Annotated in this window: 13 protein-coding genes; 4 read left to right on the forward strand and 9 right to left on the reverse strand. The window is 65.5% G+C overall.

Annotated features, from left to right (window positions below; genetic code table 11):
* Positions 1-5: 5 nt before the first annotated feature.
* The 7 genes from NK8_RS18430 to NK8_RS18460 all read right to left on the reverse strand — a co-directional run bounded on the left by NK8_RS18430 (position 6) and on the right by NK8_RS18460 (position 8284).
* Positions 6-758, reverse strand: a complete 753-nt coding sequence (locus NK8_RS18430) for a peptidylprolyl isomerase (protein WP_061174849.1) — start codon at positions 756-758, stop codon at positions 6-8.
* A 73-nt stretch (positions 759-831) separates the two neighbouring features.
* On the reverse strand, positions 832-2205 hold the full coding sequence (locus tag NK8_RS18435) for an HlyD family efflux transporter periplasmic adaptor subunit (RefSeq protein ID WP_162067533.1): 1374 nt from the start codon (positions 2203-2205) through the stop codon (positions 832-834).
* Positions 2183-4795 (reverse strand): FHA domain-containing protein, encoded by a 2613-nt coding sequence (locus NK8_RS18440; protein WP_213228790.1) that lies wholly within the window; start codon positions 4793-4795, stop codon positions 2183-2185. Before NK8_RS18440 ends, NK8_RS18435 begins: the two co-directional genes overlap by 23 nt.
* 144 nt (positions 4796-4939) lie before the next feature.
* The gene (locus NK8_RS18445) at positions 4940-6388 is read right to left on the reverse strand and encodes an efflux transporter outer membrane subunit (protein ID WP_213228792.1); all 1449 of its coding nucleotides are present in this window, start codon (positions 6386-6388) and stop codon (positions 4940-4942) included.
* 312 nt (positions 6389-6700) lie between these two features.
* On the reverse strand, positions 6701-7000 hold the full coding sequence (locus NK8_RS18450) for a hypothetical protein (RefSeq protein WP_061174852.1): 300 nt from the start codon (positions 6998-7000) through the stop codon (positions 6701-6703).
* Between the two features lie 339 nt (positions 7001-7339).
* Positions 7340-7798, reverse strand: coding sequence for a DUF4399 domain-containing protein (locus tag NK8_RS18455; protein WP_162067536.1), 459 nt, complete (start codon positions 7796-7798; stop codon positions 7340-7342).
* A 48-nt stretch (positions 7799-7846) separates the two neighbouring features.
* On the reverse strand, positions 7847-8284 hold the full coding sequence (locus NK8_RS18460) for a DUF4399 domain-containing protein (protein WP_061174854.1): 438 nt from the start codon (positions 8282-8284) through the stop codon (positions 7847-7849).
* Between the two features lie 343 nt (positions 8285-8627).
* Between NK8_RS18460 and NK8_RS18465 the strand changes: the two genes are divergently transcribed.
* A complete protein-coding gene (locus tag NK8_RS18465; protein WP_213228794.1) occupies positions 8628-10565 on the forward strand; it encodes an SUMF1/EgtB/PvdO family nonheme iron enzyme in 1938 nt (645 codons plus the stop codon).
* A 4-nt stretch (positions 10566-10569) separates the two neighbouring features.
* Here NK8_RS18465 and NK8_RS18470 read toward each other — a convergent pair whose 3' ends face one another.
* Positions 10570-12441, reverse strand: coding sequence for a DUF3857 and transglutaminase domain-containing protein (locus NK8_RS18470; RefSeq protein ID WP_225936267.1), 1872 nt, complete (start codon positions 12439-12441; stop codon positions 10570-10572).
* A 207-nt stretch (positions 12442-12648) separates the two neighbouring features.
* Between NK8_RS18470 and NK8_RS18475 the strand changes: the two genes are divergently transcribed.
* Genes NK8_RS18475 through NK8_RS18485 form a run of 3 tightly spaced genes read left to right on the forward strand, consistent with a single transcriptional unit; the run spans position 12649 to position 16010 of the window.
* The gene (locus NK8_RS18475) at positions 12649-13803 is read left to right on the forward strand and encodes an HPP family protein (RefSeq protein WP_213228798.1); all 1155 of its coding nucleotides are present in this window, start codon (positions 12649-12651) and stop codon (positions 13801-13803) included.
* Between the two features lie 25 nt (positions 13804-13828).
* A complete protein-coding gene (locus NK8_RS18480; RefSeq protein WP_162067539.1) occupies positions 13829-14239 on the forward strand; it encodes a MarR family winged helix-turn-helix transcriptional regulator in 411 nt (136 codons plus the stop codon).
* A gap of 13 nt (positions 14240-14252) precedes the next feature.
* Entirely contained in the window at positions 14253-16010 is a 1758-nt protein-coding gene (locus tag NK8_RS18485; protein WP_213230411.1) for a chloride channel protein, read from the forward strand.
* Here the strand turns inward: NK8_RS18485 and NK8_RS18490 are convergent.
* Positions 15988-17235: a glycosyltransferase family 9 protein gene (locus NK8_RS18490; RefSeq protein WP_213228800.1), complete on the reverse strand. Its 1248-nt coding sequence runs from the start codon at positions 17233-17235 to the stop codon at positions 15988-15990. The two genes, NK8_RS18485 and NK8_RS18490, sit on opposite strands and share 23 nt — an antisense overlap.
* Positions 17236-17284 lie beyond the last annotated feature (49 nt).

Consider the following 17284-nt stretch of genomic DNA (forward strand, 5'->3'; position numbering starts at 1 on the left):
TCGGGTCAGCGGGCTTCGATGACATGTTCCTGCGCGCGCGTCATCATCCATTCCTCGCGCAGCAGGCGGCGGATTTCCGCGGACACGTCTTCGTCGAGCTTGGCGGGATACTTGGCCGTCACCGCGAAGATTTCATACGACGCGCCGTCCGCCGAGACGAACGGCCCGAGCAGATCGCCCACTTCCGCGTTGAAGACTTTCGCCTCGACCTCCGGCTTCATCTGACCGCGCATCACGCGGCCGATCACGCCGCCTTCGTCGCGCGTATCGGCAAGCGAGTGCTCGCGCGCCATCTCGGCGAAGCTGTCGGGATCGTCGTTGAGATACGAGATCATCTCCTTCGCGCTGCCTTCGGTATCCAGCAGGATATGGCTCACCTCGATGCTGTCGAACTTCGGTGAATTGAGCTGGAAGTACTCTTCGACCTCGCGCGGCGTGCCGACCTTGTCGAGCATCTTCTCGTGATAGAGCGTATCGGTGATGAACACCTCGAACTCGTCGAGACTCACGTGCAGCGCATCGAGATAGTTGTTCATGTCCGCCGCGCGATGCAGCCCGCGAATGCGGCGGAACTGATCGGCGCGATTCTGGATGTCATCGTCGCTCACGACGATGCCGGACTTCTTCGCCGCGCGCACGGTCAGCTTGTCGCGCACGAGTTGCTCGATGAGACCGTCGAACTGACCGTTCAACTTCAACAACCTGATGAATTCGCCGACGTCGACCACTTCGTCGTCGATACGCACAATCGCCGTCATATCGTTCTCCGTTCGGTTCTCTGTTGAATTGCGCATCTTGTCCGCGTTGCGGCGTTCGTGTAACCCCCCATTCCTATCCCGCCACGTTGCGGAACGGATCGAGCCCGAGGTCGATCAGGCGCCGCTCGCGCACCACGATCTCAGCGGTCGCCGTCATGCCGTAGCGCAGCGGATACTTCGTGTCCGCGACCTGGTACGAATCGCGATCGAGCGTCACGCGTCCTTCATAAACCGGCTGCTTCGTGCCCGGGCTCGGCTTGGTCGCGGGCGAGATGAATGCGAGGGTGCCCTCGATCACGCCGTAGCGCTGATAAGGAAACGCGTTGAACTTGAGCTTGACGCGCTGCCCTTCACGCAGAAACGCGCGGTCGTGCTCGGCGATCTCGATCTTCAGCACCGGCTTCGCATTGGCGGGCGCGATGCCGCCGAGCGGCGTGTTCGCCTGAATCTTGTCGCCGGGCTGCGTCGAGGTCACATCGGTGATCACGCCCGAAACCGGCGCGAGAATCAGCAGAAAATTATCCTTGTCGATGTTCTCGAACTTGATGCGCGCCGCCGCGTCCGCGACCAGACGCGCGGTCTGTAGTTGCAGACGCAACTTGTCCTCGGTGCTGGCGACTTCGCGCATCGCGGCTTCGTATTGCAGGCGCAGGCTCGTCGCTTCCTGGCCGCTCGTTTCGAGTTGACGCTTGGCCTGCGTGAAATCGTGGCTCAGGCGAAAGTCCAGTTCCGCCAGGCGCGACTGCTCGACCCGATACGCGCCGTCTGCTTCGAGATACGTGTTGCGCTTCGCATCGACCTGCGTTTCCGCCACGCCGCCGCCGCCCGGCAATGCGAGCAGGCGCTGAAAGCGGTCGTACTCGACCTTGGCGGCGTCGCGCGCGCGGCGCGCGTTTTCCAGCGTGCTGCGCGCTTCCTGCAACTGCGCCTTCTGACCTTCTGCAAGTTTGCTCGTGCCTTCCGCGACGCGCTGCTGATGCTGATGCTCCTCCACGTCCATCTGATCCTTGAGCGCGGCGATGCGGCGCTCCATCAGCAGTTTCTTCTCGGGAAACTGCTTCCACTCGCGTTCGGCGTCATCGAGCTTCAGTTGCGCTTCGAGCGCATTCGTCGCCGCCTCGATCGCGCCGCGCGCATTCAGGCGCGCCACGACATCGTCCTTGCGCACGGGCTGCCCTTCGGCGATATAGAGGTCGGCGAGTTCACCATCGATCGGCGCATAGAAACGGCGCACTTCCGATTCGGGCGCGAGCGTGCCCTGCGCGCTGACCATCACGTCCGCATGGCCGACGAACGACCACACGAGCGCCGACGCGACCAGCGCCACCATCGCGAAGACGAGGCCCTGCGTGAGCCGGGCCGGCTCGGCGGTCAGAATGGCGATGCCTTCGGCGCCGTGCTCGCCGAGCGCCTCCGACAACGACTTAAGGTGTGCGTCTCTCTTCACTGCCCGTGCCTCCGCCGATCAGACTCAGCTTGGTATTGAGAAGTCCTGGTTCGAGCACCATGCGCAGGTCCTGCAGCGAACGCCGCTGCAAGTCCGCTTCGGTGTCGATCTCGCTGGCGAGCGCGGTCCATTTCGCCGTCGCGCTATCCGCCTTCACTTGCCTGAAGATACGCATGCCGCGTGTGGCCGCATCCTGCGCGTCGGACAGCAGGCGCGCCTGCGTCCTGAATACGTCCGACACGCCCGATTCGAGCCGCTGCGACCCGCCGATGCCGCCATTCGTCCGATACTGCTGCCAGGCCGTTTGCGCCTGCGTCATCAGTGTCTGCGCGCGGCTGGTGGCCTTGTCCTTGAGCGCTGCAACTTCGGGCGCGACCGCCTTCGCGTAGAACGTGTCGGCATCGAGATCGAGGGTTTCGTAGAACGACAGCAGCGCGTCCTCGTAATTTTTCGAACCGCGCGCCTTCTGCACGTCGGCGAACTGCGCGGCCACGGCCTTTTTGTGCGCGAGTTCCTTTTGCACCGTGGGCGACCACGTACCTTGCGGCAGCTTCTGCAGGCCATCGATTGCCTGCGCGCTCTGGCCGCGGTTCCACGCATCGGCGACGCTCGTGTATTGCGTGAGTACATCGGCCGGGGGCAACTGGCTCGCGCTCATCTGTTTGAATTTTTCCTGGAACGGCGGCGTCGAAAAACTGGTCTTGCCCACCGAGCCCGCGAGCGGCGCGAGGCTCGCGCCATTGAGACCGCGACGCAGACCGGCATAGGCATCGAGATCGGCGCGCACGCGGTCGAGACCCGCGAGGCGCGGATATTTATCGGCGTATTCCTTCAGCGTCGCGTTGATCGCATCGGGATCGTCCTGGCCGAGACTCTTGATGATGCTCGCATTGAGCCGGTCGATGGCCGCGAGATAAACGGAGTCGTCGCTTTGCAGCTTGCGCAGATGGCTCAGCGCGAGCGCATAGGGATCGCGGAACTCGGACACGTATCCCGCGATGCGGTCCAGATCGCGCTGATGCCCTCCCGCGTCCGCTTCCCAGTGCTTCAGGATCGCGCTGATGCGCGACTCATCGCCATACATGCGGATCGGCGCCTCGGCCCCGCCGCGGCCCATCACGAAGCTTTCCAGCTTGCCGATCCATTCGAGTTCGTCGACCAGCGAATGCACATCGGGGTTGTGCTCGGCGAGCGTTCGCATCTGCACGATGATCGCGTCCGCGCTCGCGAAATCGCCCTTCTTCAACGCGGCGAGCCAGCGCGGCACGTTCGATTTGAGCACGGCCTCGGTGTTCATCGAGGCAAACTGCGTGTCCTTCGGATGCGTCTTGAGGTAGTCGTTGGTGACCGTGGCCGCCTCGCCGAATTCGCCGCTCGACATCAGCGACTTCGCCTCACGCTCGGGCATGCCGATGTAAAAGAGCGCCGAACCGCCCGCGACGAGCACGGCCAGCACGCACGCGAGCACGATGCGCGTGCGGCGCGCGGCGTGCGGGTCGTCGCTGGCGAGCGCGCGGCGCACTTCGCCCACGAAGAGCGCGAACTTGCTGCGCTTCGCGGCACGCGCGTCCGGGCGCTTTTCCTCGGCGGGCACGGGCTGCGCTTCTTCGTTGACCTCGTCTTCGCGCGCTGCCGCCTGATCGACGCAGAAGATATCGAGGAACGAATGCGCCGAGCCGACGAACGTGGTCTTGTCGCTGTCGAATTCGTCGTCGTGGTGAGTGGGCGCGACGGCTTGCGCCACCATCTCGGTGAGCGTCGATTCGCCTTCGTCGCCGTGCAGTTGCACCCGGTACGCGAAGTGCGTGCCGCCGAACGCGACGGTATCGCCGTTCTTCAGCTCGACCGCCGACGCGCCGAGCCGCTCGCCGTTGATGAAAGTTCCATTGGTGCTGCCGAGATCCTCGACGAACGGCGCGCCGCCCTTGATGAAGACGTGCGCGTGCCGCCGCGACACGTAATTGACCTGATGCGGATACTGCTCGCGATAGCGCGAAAAAGTCTCATCGCTCTTGCTGACCAAAAACGGGAACTGCGCGAGTTCGACCGGATGCAGGCCGAGATCGTCGCGCTGCGGCGTGAGCGTGAGGCCGACAGGCTTCGGCGCGTCGAGCCGCCGCGTGCGCGGCGCGAACTGCACGCGATACGAAAGCCGGCTGCCGAATGAAATGGTGTCGCCGTTTCGGACGCGCGCGGGCGTGTCGCGCACGGGCGTGCCATTCACGGCAGTGCCGTTCTTGCTGCCGAGATCGGCGATATAGACGAGCCCATGCTCGACGAAGATGCGCGCATGGCGGCGCGAAAGCTGCGCCACGGCTTCGGCGGGGCTCGTGTCGAACGGCGCCTCGGTGCGGCCGATCGCGAAGAGATTCTCGTCGATACGGATTTCCGTGAGCCGCTCGGCAAGCTCGCCGGCAAGCTCTGGATGCGGCGCGGGCTTGAGGATGACGTCGAACGCCTCGCTCACGCCGGGCTGCTGTATCGCGACGGAAACGCCTTGAGCCATGTCCATGTCACGAGGTACGTCCAGAGGAATGCCCGGCAACGCCGGGCGCATGGACAGGTTGGACGGCGCCGAAATCGATGTCATGTGCACCCGGCGGCTGTTGAGAGTTTAAGTCACGCATCGTCGTAGTCAATCGTGCAGCAACGGCTCGTCATGCAAATAACGGGCGATTTAAAAACGATCGTTAGTTATTCATATCATTGCGTTCGACGTAATTCGTGAAGCGCTTCACTTCACCTCGTCCTTGCTCGCGCTTTGCACGTCGATCATCGGCCAGCCGCCGCCGAGCGCCTTATACAGCGTCACCGTGTCGGACAGAATCTGCTGATGATTCGCGAGCAGCGCGAGTTGCGCGGCGAGCAGTGTGCGCTCCGTCTCGAACACCTGAAGCTGCGAGATCACGCCCTCTTTCAGTTGCGCGTCGATCTGCGCGGCGACGATCGTCAACTGATCGACTTCCTGCTGCAACTCGACACGCTGCTTCGTGTGCGAATCGAGATTGACGAGCGCGTTCTCCACTTCCTCGAACGCGTTCATCACCGTGCTGCGATATTGCTGTTCGGCGACCTGCGTCTGCGCTTCGGTCGTTTTCACGTGGGCGCGCACGGACGGATCGAGAATCGGGATATTGATGCTCGGCACGAAGCTCAACGTGAACATCTTCAGCAGATCGGTCAGCTGAAAGCTCGCCGAGCCGGCGCGGCCGGTCAGATTGATGGTCGGCAGTTGCGCGAGCTTCGCCTGGCCGACGAGGTCATAGGCTTCGAGCACGCGATACTCCGCCGCGATCAGATCGGGGCGGCGCGCGAGCAGTTGCGACGGCAGGCCGCTCGGCACCGGCGGCACCTGCACGCGCTTTTGCAGCTTGCCGTCGGGCATTCTGAATTCGCCCGCGGGCACGCCGATCAGCGTGGAGAGCGCATTGTTCGCGAGATCGCGCGAGCGGCGCAGTTCCAGCAGCTCGCGCGTCAGGCGATTGAGTTCCGCGCGCTGCGTGAGCACCTGCGTCTTCGGCACGAGACCGTTCTTCTGCATGCCTTCGAAGATCGTCAGGATCTGCTGGTTCGTGGTGATGGTCTGCTGCTGCTGGGCGATCTGATCGTCGAACTGGAGAATCTGGAAGTATGTCGTCGACACGAGCGAGACGAGTTCGAGGTAGCCCGCGCGCCAGTCGGCCTCGGTCGCGCGGAATTCGGCTTTCTGCGCCTGCACGCCCTTCTCGACCGAACCCCAGATGTCGATGTCCCAGCTCACCTGCGTCGCCAGGTTGTACTGCTTCGAGAACTTCTGGCCGGTGGTCTTCTCGAAGCTCGCGCCAGCGCCCAGATCCATCGACGGCAACGCGCCCGCGCGCGCCTCGCCGATCTGCGCACCCGCAACCTGAATGCGCGCGGCCAGCACCTTGATGTCGAAGTTGTTGCTGATTGCCTTCTCCACCAGCGCGTCCAGAGTCGGATCGTGGAACTGCTTCCACCAGTCGGGCTGGATGGTGTCGGACGCGGCGACCTTGGATGAGTCGATTTTCGTGAAGGCGGTTTTCTCGGGGGTATCGGGACGCTGATAGGTCGGCACTTTCACGTCGATGCAGCCCGACAGCAGCGCCGCGGCAATGAGCGCTGGCAGCACGGCCCCTTTTCGCTCGATGGTCACGCGCAACGATGACAACAAGGCTTGCACGATCTCGCTCCCGGTGAACGCGCACCGACGGTCAGGTTTTAGTGATGAGAAGCGCGGCGCCCGTTCGGTTCTTCAAGTAAATCACACGGCGCGCCGGGACTCCATACGGGTTAAGTCACGTGGCGCGCGCGTGCTCTTTGACACGTCGCGCGCCCGTGACGCGGTCCGGCTGGAGGATGCGACCCTCGCCGAACCGCAACGCCCCGGAATGCGGGCGGTGTTACAGCGGAGATCCCCGTACCCCGCTTTTACTGCTGACGGCATGGATGCTTTACTGCGTCGGCGCGCCATTCATTCCGCGCGCCGATCGCTTCATGCGAGATTGCCCGCCAAGCCGAAGTTGACGTTGGCGATGTTGCGCGCGTCCTGCTTCGGCGCCACCGTGGATTGCGACTTGAGCGCCTCGGCGAACGCGATGTTGCTGCCGTTCTGGTTGAACGTGGTCTGCGTCTGGTTGATGATCTGCTGCGGGTTGAACGGCATCGAGAGCGTCGCCCCGTCCATCGAGATGAAGCCGGGGAACAGCACGGCACTGCCTCCATGCACGGCCGACATCGCACGGCGGTCGAGTTCGGTGGTGACGGGAAGGTCCTTGATGGTCAGCGTCTTCATTTCCGTGCTCCTTGGGTGCGCATTGCGCATTCGGTGGTGGCTTCGACAACTTGTCTGCTTGCAACCATTCAATGCATAGGGTGTGCCAACCGCGTCATGCACCTGCTGTTTTTCGTGTCCGCCCTTACTGCATACGGCTCTCGGCGGTACCTGAAATTTCTTGCCGTAACCATCGTGATGTCGCTCGACCAACACTTCGGACTCCGACTGTCGGTTTCGTTGCGACATCTCCCGACGACGCGCAGACGAACGTCTCCCTCCGCGTTACGCACGCGGAATCGAAGTCGATGAAGGAAACCGGGAAAGGCGCCGCTCGGCCTGCTCCAGCAGCGCCCGAACTCACTTGACGTAAATCGTGATCTTCCTGGAATACACCGGCGGGTTATGCGGTATGTGCTTGTCGTCGCCCATCAGAAGCTGAATCGTGTGCTTGCCCGGCGGCAGTTCGAGCATCGTTTCGGTTTCGCCGGCGCCGTAGTGCAGGTGATTGCGATCCGATGGAATCTCCTGATCCATCGGCGGCAGGTCCACGTCGATCAACAAATGATGATGCCCCGTGTTCGGAAACTTCACCCCGCGCGGCGCGACGCCCATGTAGCGCAGCCCGAACCAGACCTTGAACGGCTTGCCCGCAGGCAGGGTCTGGCCATCGTTCGGATAGCCGATATAGGCGTAAGCGTTGGCGGGCGCGGGCGTCGGCCCGGCGAACGCGCAAGGCGCGACGCACGCCGTCGCCAGCGCGGCGGCGACGAGGAGCGAACGCGAGAGCGCGAGCGCGTCAGCGGATCGATTCTTCATGTCGTATGCCCTCGGCAAATGCGCGGGTTTCGCGAGTCATTTCACGGCTCATTTCACAGTGATCGTGATCTTCTTCGAATAGACCGGCGGATCGTGCGGAACGTGGTTGTAGTCGCCCAACAGCAACTGCAGCGTGTGTTTGCCCGGCGGCAGTTCGAGCCGCGCATCGGTTTCGCCCGCGCCGTAGTGCAGATGATTGCGATCGGACGGAATCTCCTGATCGAGCGGCGGCAGGTCCACGTCGATCAGAAGATGGTGATGCCCCACGTTCGGCAGATCGACGCCCTTTGGACAGATGCCCATGTTGCGCAAGCCCATGCGAACCCACAGCTTGCCGCCGGAAATCACGGCGCCGTCGGGCGGCCAGATGATGTACGCCTCGGCGTTCGGCGGCGCGGGCGTGCGTGCACGCGCGGCGGAGAACGACGAATCGGCGGCCAGTGCGGCCAGGGAAGCCAGCGCGCCAAGCACGGTTCTTCTCAGCATGTTATGCACGCCTCTCTCGTTGAAAGGGCTCGCGGATGGGCCAGCGAAATTGCGCCTCGAAACGCGCGAACGCTCGTGCCCGGAGCGGGATGTATCGCGTGATGCATCGTCTTCGGCTTTTAGATTAGGACGTAACGTTTAAAAAAGATACGTACACAGGAGGGTCGTTCGTCCCTCATGACGAACCCCTTCTTTCAGGGGATTCAGGCTGCGCGCGAGCGCGTGCTATCGTTGTTGGTGCTGATTCACGAGGGCGCGGACCTCGCCCGAAGCAAGCCTCGGCATACCAGCGCGAATGCGCCGCTATGCCCTCCACTCAAAGCCGGACGGACAGGGTGTGAATATGTGGCGAACTCTACTCATCGCGGGCGTGTTCATGACGATCGGCGGCGTGTTTGCGCCAGCGAGCGCGGCGCCCTCTTCAATTGCGTCTTTTGCCTCGCCGGCCGCGCAAGCGCCGAAACATCGCGCGCTCGTGATCGGCAATGCTGATTACGCCGAGCATCCCCTCAGAAGCGCATCGCGCGATGCCGATGACATGAGCGCGGCGCTCGCCTCGCTCGGTTTCGACGTCACCCGCCGCACGAATCTCGATGAAGCCGCGATGCGTCAAACGCTCGATGCGTTCACGGCGCGTCTGGGCCCGCACGATACGGCGCTCGTCTATTTCGCCGGTCACGGCGTACAGGCGGGCGGCGACGCGCTGCTCGTGCCGCTCGACGCACGCGAACGCGAGCCCGTGACGCTCGTGCGCGACGCGCTTTCCGCGAAAGAGATCGTCGAACGGATGACGCGCGCGCGGCCCGGCGCGGCGAATATCGTCGTGCTGGATATGTGCCTCACCGATCCGTTCGGGAAAACGAGCATGCGGGCGTGGCCGCTGCCGCCGCACACGCTCGTCGCGTATGCGGCCGCGCCGGGCGATGCCGCCACCGAAGGCGAGCGCAACGGGCGCTACACGGCGGCGCTTTTGCGCGCGCTCGACGCAGGCTCGCCGCTGACATCCGCGGCCTTCGCCACCGCCGCATCCGATGTCGCGGCGACATCGCGTGGCGCGCAGCGGCCGTGGCTCGCATCGACGCTCGATACAGACTTCGCGATCGCCGATGCATCGGCGCGCATGCACATCGCCGGTACGGACGTGAACGCCATCGATCCGGCCGAATCCGCCAGCGCCATCCGCACGCGCGGCATCCTTCCGAAAGACAGCAACGAGCAGTACGAACTGACCTTCTGGGATTCGATCAAGGACAGCACCTTCCCCAGCGACTACGAGGCTTATCTGAAGTCCTATCCGAACGGCCGTTTCGCGGCGCTCGCCAAGGCGCGCATCGAGCGCCTGCGCGCGTCGGGAGCGGCGACCGCCAAGCCGGCCGCATCGGCGCCATCGGCACCGCCCGCGGCGACGGCCACGCCTGCCGCACCGACGCCGAAGCCGCCGCCAGCCACCGCCGCAGCACCGGACAAACCGCGCCCGAGCACACCGGCCGCGCCCGCCGCCGCCGCGCCTGCGGCACCGGCCGCCGCAGCCGCGAAGCCCGCCGCGAAAACCGCGAGCGGCGGCGAACTGAAGGATTGCCCGTCGTGTCCCGTGCTGATTCCGCTTTCGCCCGGCAGCTTCACGATGGGCAGCAACAACGACGATCCCGCCGAGAAGCCGCCGCATCGCGTGTCGATCGGGCATCCGTTCGCCATCGGCAAATACGAGGTGACCTTCGAGCAATGGAACGCGTGCGTCGATGCGGGCGCCTGCACACGCATCGCGCCGGAAGGCGACACGGCCCCGCCCGCCAATGCGCCGATGCGCAACGTGAGCTGGGACGACGCGCAGGTCTACGTCAAATGGCTGAGCAAGATGGGCGGCAAGGCGTATCGGCTGCCTACGGAAGCGGAATGGGAATATGCCGCGCGCGGCGGCACGCAGTCGACCTACTGGTGGGGCGACCAGATGAAAAAAGGCACGGCGGACTGCAAGGACTGCGGCGATCCGTACAAGCCCGAAGCGCCGACGCCGGTCGGGTCGTTCGCGGCGAATCCGTACGGTCTTTACGACATGAACGGCAGCGTGTGGGAATGGGTCGCCGACTGCTGGCACAGCTCGTACAAGAATGCGCCCGCCGATGGCCGCGCGTGGGACGATCCCTCGTGCTCCGTGCGCGTGATTCGCGGCGGCTCGTGGCGCGAAGGCGCGGCCTACATGCAATCGGCGACGCGCTTCAAATACAGTTCGAGCGTGCGGCAATCGCAGAACGGTTTCCGGGTCGCGCGCGATCTGGAGTGAGCCGCTAGCGGCCGGCCGCCTTCACGATGATCTGCGCCTGCGTGTCGCGCTCGATCGTCTTCAGCGCGGCCGACGCCGCCCGGAAGTCGTCGGGTGTGCAGACCTGCTTGCCGAAGCGCGCATCCAGCGTGCGCGAAATCTGGATGACATTGGTCGACGGATCGAACAGATAGCGCGCGCGATAGCGAAAGAACCCGCTCGTCAGGTCGACATCGTCCGGGACTTCGGCCACGCGCATCGCCTTTGGCAGCGTGATCTGCGACACCTCGTCGAACGCGCCGCCGATGCACAGATACGGCTGCGTGCGCGTGCGCTCGGCGAGCCAGTTGCGCGTCTGCGTCGCGATGCCGCCCGACAGGCTCGTCAACGCGGGCAGCGCGGTCGTGCCCGTCGGCCAGACGATGTCGTCGAGCGTGCCGCGCAAGGTGGTCGCGAACGGACCGCCGGTCGCATCGACATCGCTCGTGGTCAGCGCGCCCGCGCCGCGCAGATTCGTGAAGCGCAGCCGGTCCGCCGCGATCTGGTCGCGCCGCTGCCCGTTCGCGGCCCGCAGCATCATCCGCTCGATTTCCGCGCTCCAGCCCGCATCCTCGACCCAGTAGGCAAAGTGCGCCTCGCCTTGCGGCGCGACCTCGATCTGCAGGCGCGCCGTGCGCGCGAGCGGCTGCGTCGCGGGCGTGCGCGCGAGCGTGCCGCTCGCCACGCGCAGCGCGGGCCGGTCCATGTCCGCGAGCGGCAGAAAGCCGAACTCGACGCTCGCCGCCGTGCTGTCCGCATACGTGTTCAGATCCGGCAGCCAGGTGATGACGTGATTGATCGCGCCCGACCCGTAGCCCGGCACCGACGGCAGCGTATAGACCGAGCCCAGGCCGATCAGCGCGGGCTCGTTGCGGATGCCGACGGCATCGAGCAGCGCGCCGTACAGCGCGACGTGATCCTTGCAGTCGCCGTAGCGGTTCGCGAGCACGTCCGTCACGCGATGCGGCACCGCCGGACTCTGCCCGATGAACATCGCGACATAGCGGATCGTATGGCGCACCCAGTCGTACAGCGTTCTGGCTTTCGCGCGGTCGTCGGCGTCGTGTCGGGTGAGCGACTGCGCGAGCGCGCGAATCGCGGGATCGCTCGCGCCCGGATCGGTGGCGGCGTCGCGGTAACTTTTCGCGAAGCTCGCGTAATCGGCGAAGGTCGTGACCATCAGGCGATCGCCGTACTGCGCGTAACCGACCGAGCCGCCTTCGATGCGCGCGATCCGCTCGCGCCGGTACACGAACGCGTAGCGCGTGCGCCCGTTCTCCGTCACGGGCGGTTCGGCGACATAGCCGCGCGCGTCGGCATAGAGCGGTTTGTCGGCCGGCAGATCGAACACGAGCCGCTGCTGCAACACCGGCCGCTGCCCCGGATCGACGAAATAGTTGAACTGTCCCGGAATCACCGCCGCCGCCTGGCTCTTGCGAAAGCGCAGATGCACGGTCGATCCGGCGCCCACCGCCGGAAAGATCACCGCGCGCAGTTTGGCGTCCTGAAAGGTCGGCGCGCCCGCCGAGCGCGGCTCCTGAATGTCGCGGATCTGGTCCGCGGAGACATCGTGGCGCACGCCGTTCGCATCGACGGTAAAAGCCTCGACGATATCCACCTGCGACACGCTCCTGTCATACCAGACATAGCGCTGTGCGATTTCATCGACGCCCGCGGCGGTGTTGGCGCGCAGCACGGCGATGTCGTCTTCGGTGAGCGAGCCGTCGGCCGCCACGACGAATTCGTGGACGTCGCTGACGACAGTCGACGGATCGTCGTCCGGCGCCGCGACGGCGCGCGACCACACGCACGCGCCGACGACGACGCACGCCAGACGGGAGATGGAGCGACGTGCCATGTCGAAGTGTCCGCGCCGCATGAGTGAAAGCTCATCGTACAGGAGGACGTCGCCGCCGCGCACGGCCGTCCCGCCGCGACTCGACGAAGCACGCGACAATTTGTATCATATTGCGATACAATTTTGAGATTGACGCACGCTTGCGCCCGCGCCACCGATCCGGCCAGCCAGTGTGATCCTCCACAGACTCCACCGGAACGCCGAAAAGTGTCGCGTAACGCATTGCTTCGCTGGCTGCATGGCTTTCTTCCCGCTCCCGTCAACCTGCGCTGGGTGGAACGTCTGCGCGCGGGTCTCGGCGCGCTGATCGGCATTGCGCTGACGGGCGGGGTCGCGCATCTGCTCGTCGGCGATGCCGCGGCCATACCGTTTCTCATCGCGCCGATGGGCGCTTCCGCCGTGCTGCTCTTCGCGGTGCCCGCGAGCCCGCTGGCGCAGCCGTGGTCGATCATCGGCGGCAACATCGTGTCGGCGGCGGTCGGCGTCACCTGCGCGATGTTCGTCCACGATCCCGTCGATGCCGCCGCGCTCGCCGCCTGCCTCGCGATCTGCGCGATGTTCGCGCTGCGCTGCGTGCACCCGCCGTCCGGCGCGGTCGCGCTGACGGCCGTGCTCGGCGGACCGTCGATCCACGCGCTCGGCTACGGTTTCGTGCTCGCGCCAGTGGCGATCCAGTCCTTGGCGCTGCTTTCGTCGGCGGTCGTGTTTCACTCGCTCACTGGCCATCGCTATCCGCACGGCCACGCCGCGCCGAAGCCCGCCGCCGCGCCGCCCGACGCCGCATCGTTCACGCGCGCCGATCTCGAAGCGGTGCTCGCGCGCCGCAGCGAAATGCTCGACGTCGATCCCGACGATCTCGAAGCGCTGCTGCGCGAAACGCAGTTGCAGGCCTACGCGCGCCGCTTCACGGAGTTCACCTGCGCGGACATCATGTCGCGCACGGTCGTCTCGGTGACGCCGCAGACCAGTGCGCGGGCGGCGCTCGCGCTCCTCGACCGGCATCAGGTGAAGGCGCTGCCGGTGATCGACGCGACGCACCGCGTATGCGGCATCGTCACGCGCGCGGACCTCGCGCCGGTGCGCCGCGGCGGCTTCGCCGAGGGCATGAAGCACGCGATCGAGCGGCTGATGCGCGGCCCGTCGGACGCACCGCCGCTCGTCGCCGCACTGATGACGACCGACGTCTGCTCCGTGAAGACGGACACCGCCATCGCCGAACTGGTGCCGATGTTCGCGCACTTCGGGCACCACCATATTCCGGTGATCGGCCCGCACGATCAGCTCGCGGGCATGATCACCGAGACCGATCTGATTTCAGGCCTGTATCGACAATCGTTCGCGGGCGAGCGCAAAAGCGCCTGATCCGCGTCGCCCCTCACGACATCCGATGAACCACCCGCGCACGCTCAACAAGCCGGACTTCGAGCAGTTGTCCGAATTCCGTTATCAGATGCGGCGCTTCGAGCGCTTCTCCGAGCGCGCCGCGCAGGACGAAGGCATCACGCCGCTGCAATACCTGCTGCTGCTGCACATCAAGGGCTATCCGGGCCGCGACTGGGCGACGGTCGGCGAGCTGGCCGAGCGGCTGCAATCGCATCACCACGGCGTCGTGGCGCTGGTCACGCGCTGCGAGACGGCCGGGCTCGTGCGCCGCGCGCCGAGCGAAGACGATCGACGCCAGGTGCGGGTGCATCTCGAACCGCGCGGCGAGGACGTCCTCGAACGCCTCGCTGCGCTGCATCGCGCGGAGCTGAAGTCGCTCGAAGGGGCGTTCCGCGTGCCGCAAATCGATCTTTGAATTTCCGGGAGCACTGACCATGGACCATCACAAACGCGACTTTTCGGTCAACGACCGGCTGCTGAAGATATGCGGGCTCGCCGCCATCATCGGCGGGGTCAGCACGCTGGCGGCCGTCGTGCTTCTCGGGCTCATCCATCTCTTCACGAACCTGTTCTTCTTCGGCACGTTCTCCATCGAGGACCGCTCGCCCGCGCTCAACACGCTCGGGGCCTGGGTCATCGTGATTCCGGTGATCGGCGGCCTGATCGTCGGGTTGATGGCGCGTTTCGGCTCGGAAAAGATTCGCGGCCACGGCATTCCCGAGGCGATCGAGGCGATCCTGTTCGGCAAGAGCCGCATGTCGCCGAAGGTGGCGATTCTCAAGCCGCTGTCGTCGGGCATCGTGATCGGCAGCGGCGGGCCGTTCGGCGCCGAAGGCCCGATCATCATGACCGGCGGCGCGCTCGGCTCGCTGATCGCGCAGTGCATCGACGTGACGGCCGCCGAGCGCAAGACGCTGCTCGTCGCGGGCGCGGCGGCGGGCATGACCGCCGTGTTCGGCACGCCGGTCGCGGCGGTGCTGCTGGCGGTGGAACTGCTGCTGTTCGAATGGCGGCCGCGCAGTTTCCTGCCGGTGGCGCTCGCGTGCGCGGTCGCGGGTTTCGCGCGCGCGGCGGTGTTCGGCACGGGCGCGCTGTTTCCGCTCGAAACGCAGCCGCCGCAGATGATTTCGCTGCTGTCGTGCCTCGTCGCCGGGCTGCTGTCGGGCGCGCTGGCGTCGGGCTTGTCGGCGGCGCTCTACAAGCTGGAGGATCTGTTCGGCAAGCTGCCGATCCACTGGATGTGGTGGCCGGCGCTCGGCGCGGTGGTCGTCGGCATCGGCGGGTATATCGAGCCGCGCGCGCTCGGTGTGGGCTATGACGTGATCGGCGATCTGCTGCATCAGCACATCGCGATTCAGGTGGCGCTGTCGATTCTCGCCGTGAAGGCGGTGATCTGGGTCGTCGCGCTCGCCTCCGGCACCTCGGGCGGCGTGCTCGCGCCGCTACTGATGCTCGGCGCGGGCCTCGGCACCGCGCTCGGCGCGATCCTGCCGGGCCACGATGCCGCGCTCTGGCCGCTCGTGTGCATGGCCGCGACGCTCGGCGCGACGCTCGGTGCGCCGCTCACCGCGATCGTCTTCGCGTTCGGTCTCACGCACGATGCGAACGCGCTGTTGCCGCTGCTCGCCGCGACGCTCGTCGCGCATGGCTTCGCGACCGTCGTGATGAAGCGCTCGATCATGACGGAGAAGATCGCGCGGCGCGGGTATCACATCTATCGCGAATACGGCGTGGACCCGCTGGAGCGTCATCATGTCGATGAAGTCATGACGCGCGACGTGCTGACGATCGACGCCGCCACGCCTCTGACCGACGTCCTCACGCGGCAGTTCGGGCCGCATCAGGCGCATCGGGCGTATCCGGTGGTGCGTGACGGCGTGCTCGTCGGCGTGCTGGATCGGGCGATGCTGGGGACGTTAATGGAGCGCGAGGCGAACGTGGCGGTCGGTGAGGCATTGCAGCGGCTCCGGCCGGACGCGCCGGTCTTCGCGCTGCCGGGCGAACCGTGCCGGCTCGCCGCGACGCGCCTGGCCGTGCATGAACTGGAGCGCCTGCCGGTGGTCGCAGACAGGCAATCGCTGCGGCTCGTCGGCATCGTGTCGCGCAGTGATCTCGTGAAGCCCGCGCGCAAGCACTTCGACGAGGAACATCAGCGCGAACGCTTCAGGGGTTTTCGGCGGGCGTGAGCGCGGCGAGATCGGCGCTGAGGTCGGCGAGCGGCTGCGTCCAGTCGCCGAGTTCGGTCTGACGGTACAGACGCATCGACGGATACCACGGCGTGAAGCGCTGGCAATCGAGCCAGCGTGAATCGCAAGCCTGCGACAACAGCAACCACACCGGGCGATTCAGCGCGCCGGCGAGATGCGCGGTGCCCGTGTCGATAGTGATGAGCAGATCGAGCTGCTCGAGCACGCGGGCGGTGTCGCCGAAGGTCGAAAGCTGCGGCGCCATGTCGATGACGTCGTGGCGTTGCATGACGGCGCGTGTGTCTTCGCTGATTTCGCCGACCTGCAACGAATAGAAGCGGCACGCACGATGGGCAAGCACCGGTTCCAGCCGCTCCAGCGAAATCGACCGATACGGCTCGTGACGCACGCCGCTCGCGCTCGTCCAGACGAGACCGATTTTCGGACGCCGGGTGTCGGCGTTCAGCAGCGCGCTCGCCGCGTCGGACAAGGTTTTGGCCGGATCGATGGCGATGCGCGCGCCCGGATTCTCCGCAGGAAAGTACGGCGAGCGTTGATATCGCGCGTAAAGACTGAAGCCGAAAGTGACGCGATCGCAGCGCTCGAGTTCGGCATTGCGCTGCTCCTCCGTCGCCATCGACAGCGTCACAGCGTCGCTCTGGCGGACGATCTCGTTCCATCCCGGGAACTGCTCCAGGACCACCTCACGCGCGCCTTCGCGAAGCAGGACATCGACGTAGCGCGAGAACTGCACGAAGTCGCCGAAACCGCCTTCGCAAGCGATGAATATGCGCTTGCCCGCGACGGGTTCGTCCATGCCGAGGAGCTTTTGCAACAGTGCGGCCCGCCAAGCGGAATGACTTGCCAGAATGAGTTGGTGGAACGCGTCAGCGTGCGCCGGGCCGCGGATCACGCGGTATCGCTCGTTCGCTTCGTGAAACTTGCCGAGGATGAATTGCACGATCGCGAGTTCTTCGGAGAGGATGTAGCGATCGAGGTTATTCATCGACTCGTCCGCCAGCGCGCGTTTCAGATGCTTCTCCGCTTCGGCGTGCAGACCGGCAAAGCTCAGGTCGATGCCAAGCTGGCCGATCCAGCAGCCGGGATCTTCGGACGCGGACAATCGTTTCCCAAGGGCCCGGGCCTCGCCTGCGCGGCCGGCCAGCCGGAGCGCGCGCATCAGTTCCAGTGGCGGCATGTTTTGCAGATCATTTGGCTGGGCCATGACGGATGGTGGTTGTCTGAGAGGTCTGGGCGAAGGCTGGATATGCTAC

The sequence above is a fragment of the Caballeronia sp. NK8 genome, from assembly GCF_018408855.1.
In the GTDB taxonomy this organism is placed as follows: Bacteria; Pseudomonadota; Gammaproteobacteria; order Burkholderiales; family Burkholderiaceae; genus Caballeronia.

Excerpts from the sequence above, each read along its gene's own strand:
- NK8_RS18430 (WP_061174849.1), bottom strand. The coding sequence starts at position 758 with ATGACGGCGATTGTGCGTATCGACGACGAAGTGGTCGACGTCGGCGAA.
- NK8_RS18440 (WP_213228790.1), bottom strand. The coding sequence starts at position 4,795 with ATGACATCGATTTCGGCGCCGTCCAACCTGTCCATGCGCCCGGCGTTG.
- NK8_RS18450 (WP_061174852.1), bottom strand. The coding sequence starts at position 7,000 with ATGAAGACGCTGACCATCAAGGACCTTCCCGTCACCACCGAACTCGAC.
- NK8_RS18455 (WP_162067536.1), bottom strand. The coding sequence starts at position 7,798 with ATGAAGAATCGATCCGCTGACGCGCTCGCGCTCTCGCGTTCGCTCCTC.
- NK8_RS18460 (WP_061174854.1), bottom strand. The coding sequence starts at position 8,284 with ATGCTGAGAAGAACCGTGCTTGGCGCGCTGGCTTCCCTGGCCGCACTG.
- NK8_RS18465 (WP_213228794.1), top strand. The coding sequence starts at position 8,628 with ATGTGGCGAACTCTACTCATCGCGGGCGTGTTCATGACGATCGGCGGC.
- NK8_RS18470 (WP_225936267.1), bottom strand. The coding sequence starts at position 12,441 with ATGGCACGTCGCTCCATCTCCCGTCTGGCGTGCGTCGTCGTCGGCGCG.
- NK8_RS18480 (WP_162067539.1), top strand. The coding sequence starts at position 13,829 with ATGAACCACCCGCGCACGCTCAACAAGCCGGACTTCGAGCAGTTGTCC.
- NK8_RS18490 (WP_213228800.1), bottom strand. The coding sequence starts at position 17,235 with ATGGCCCAGCCAAATGATCTGCAAAACATGCCGCCACTGGAACTGATG.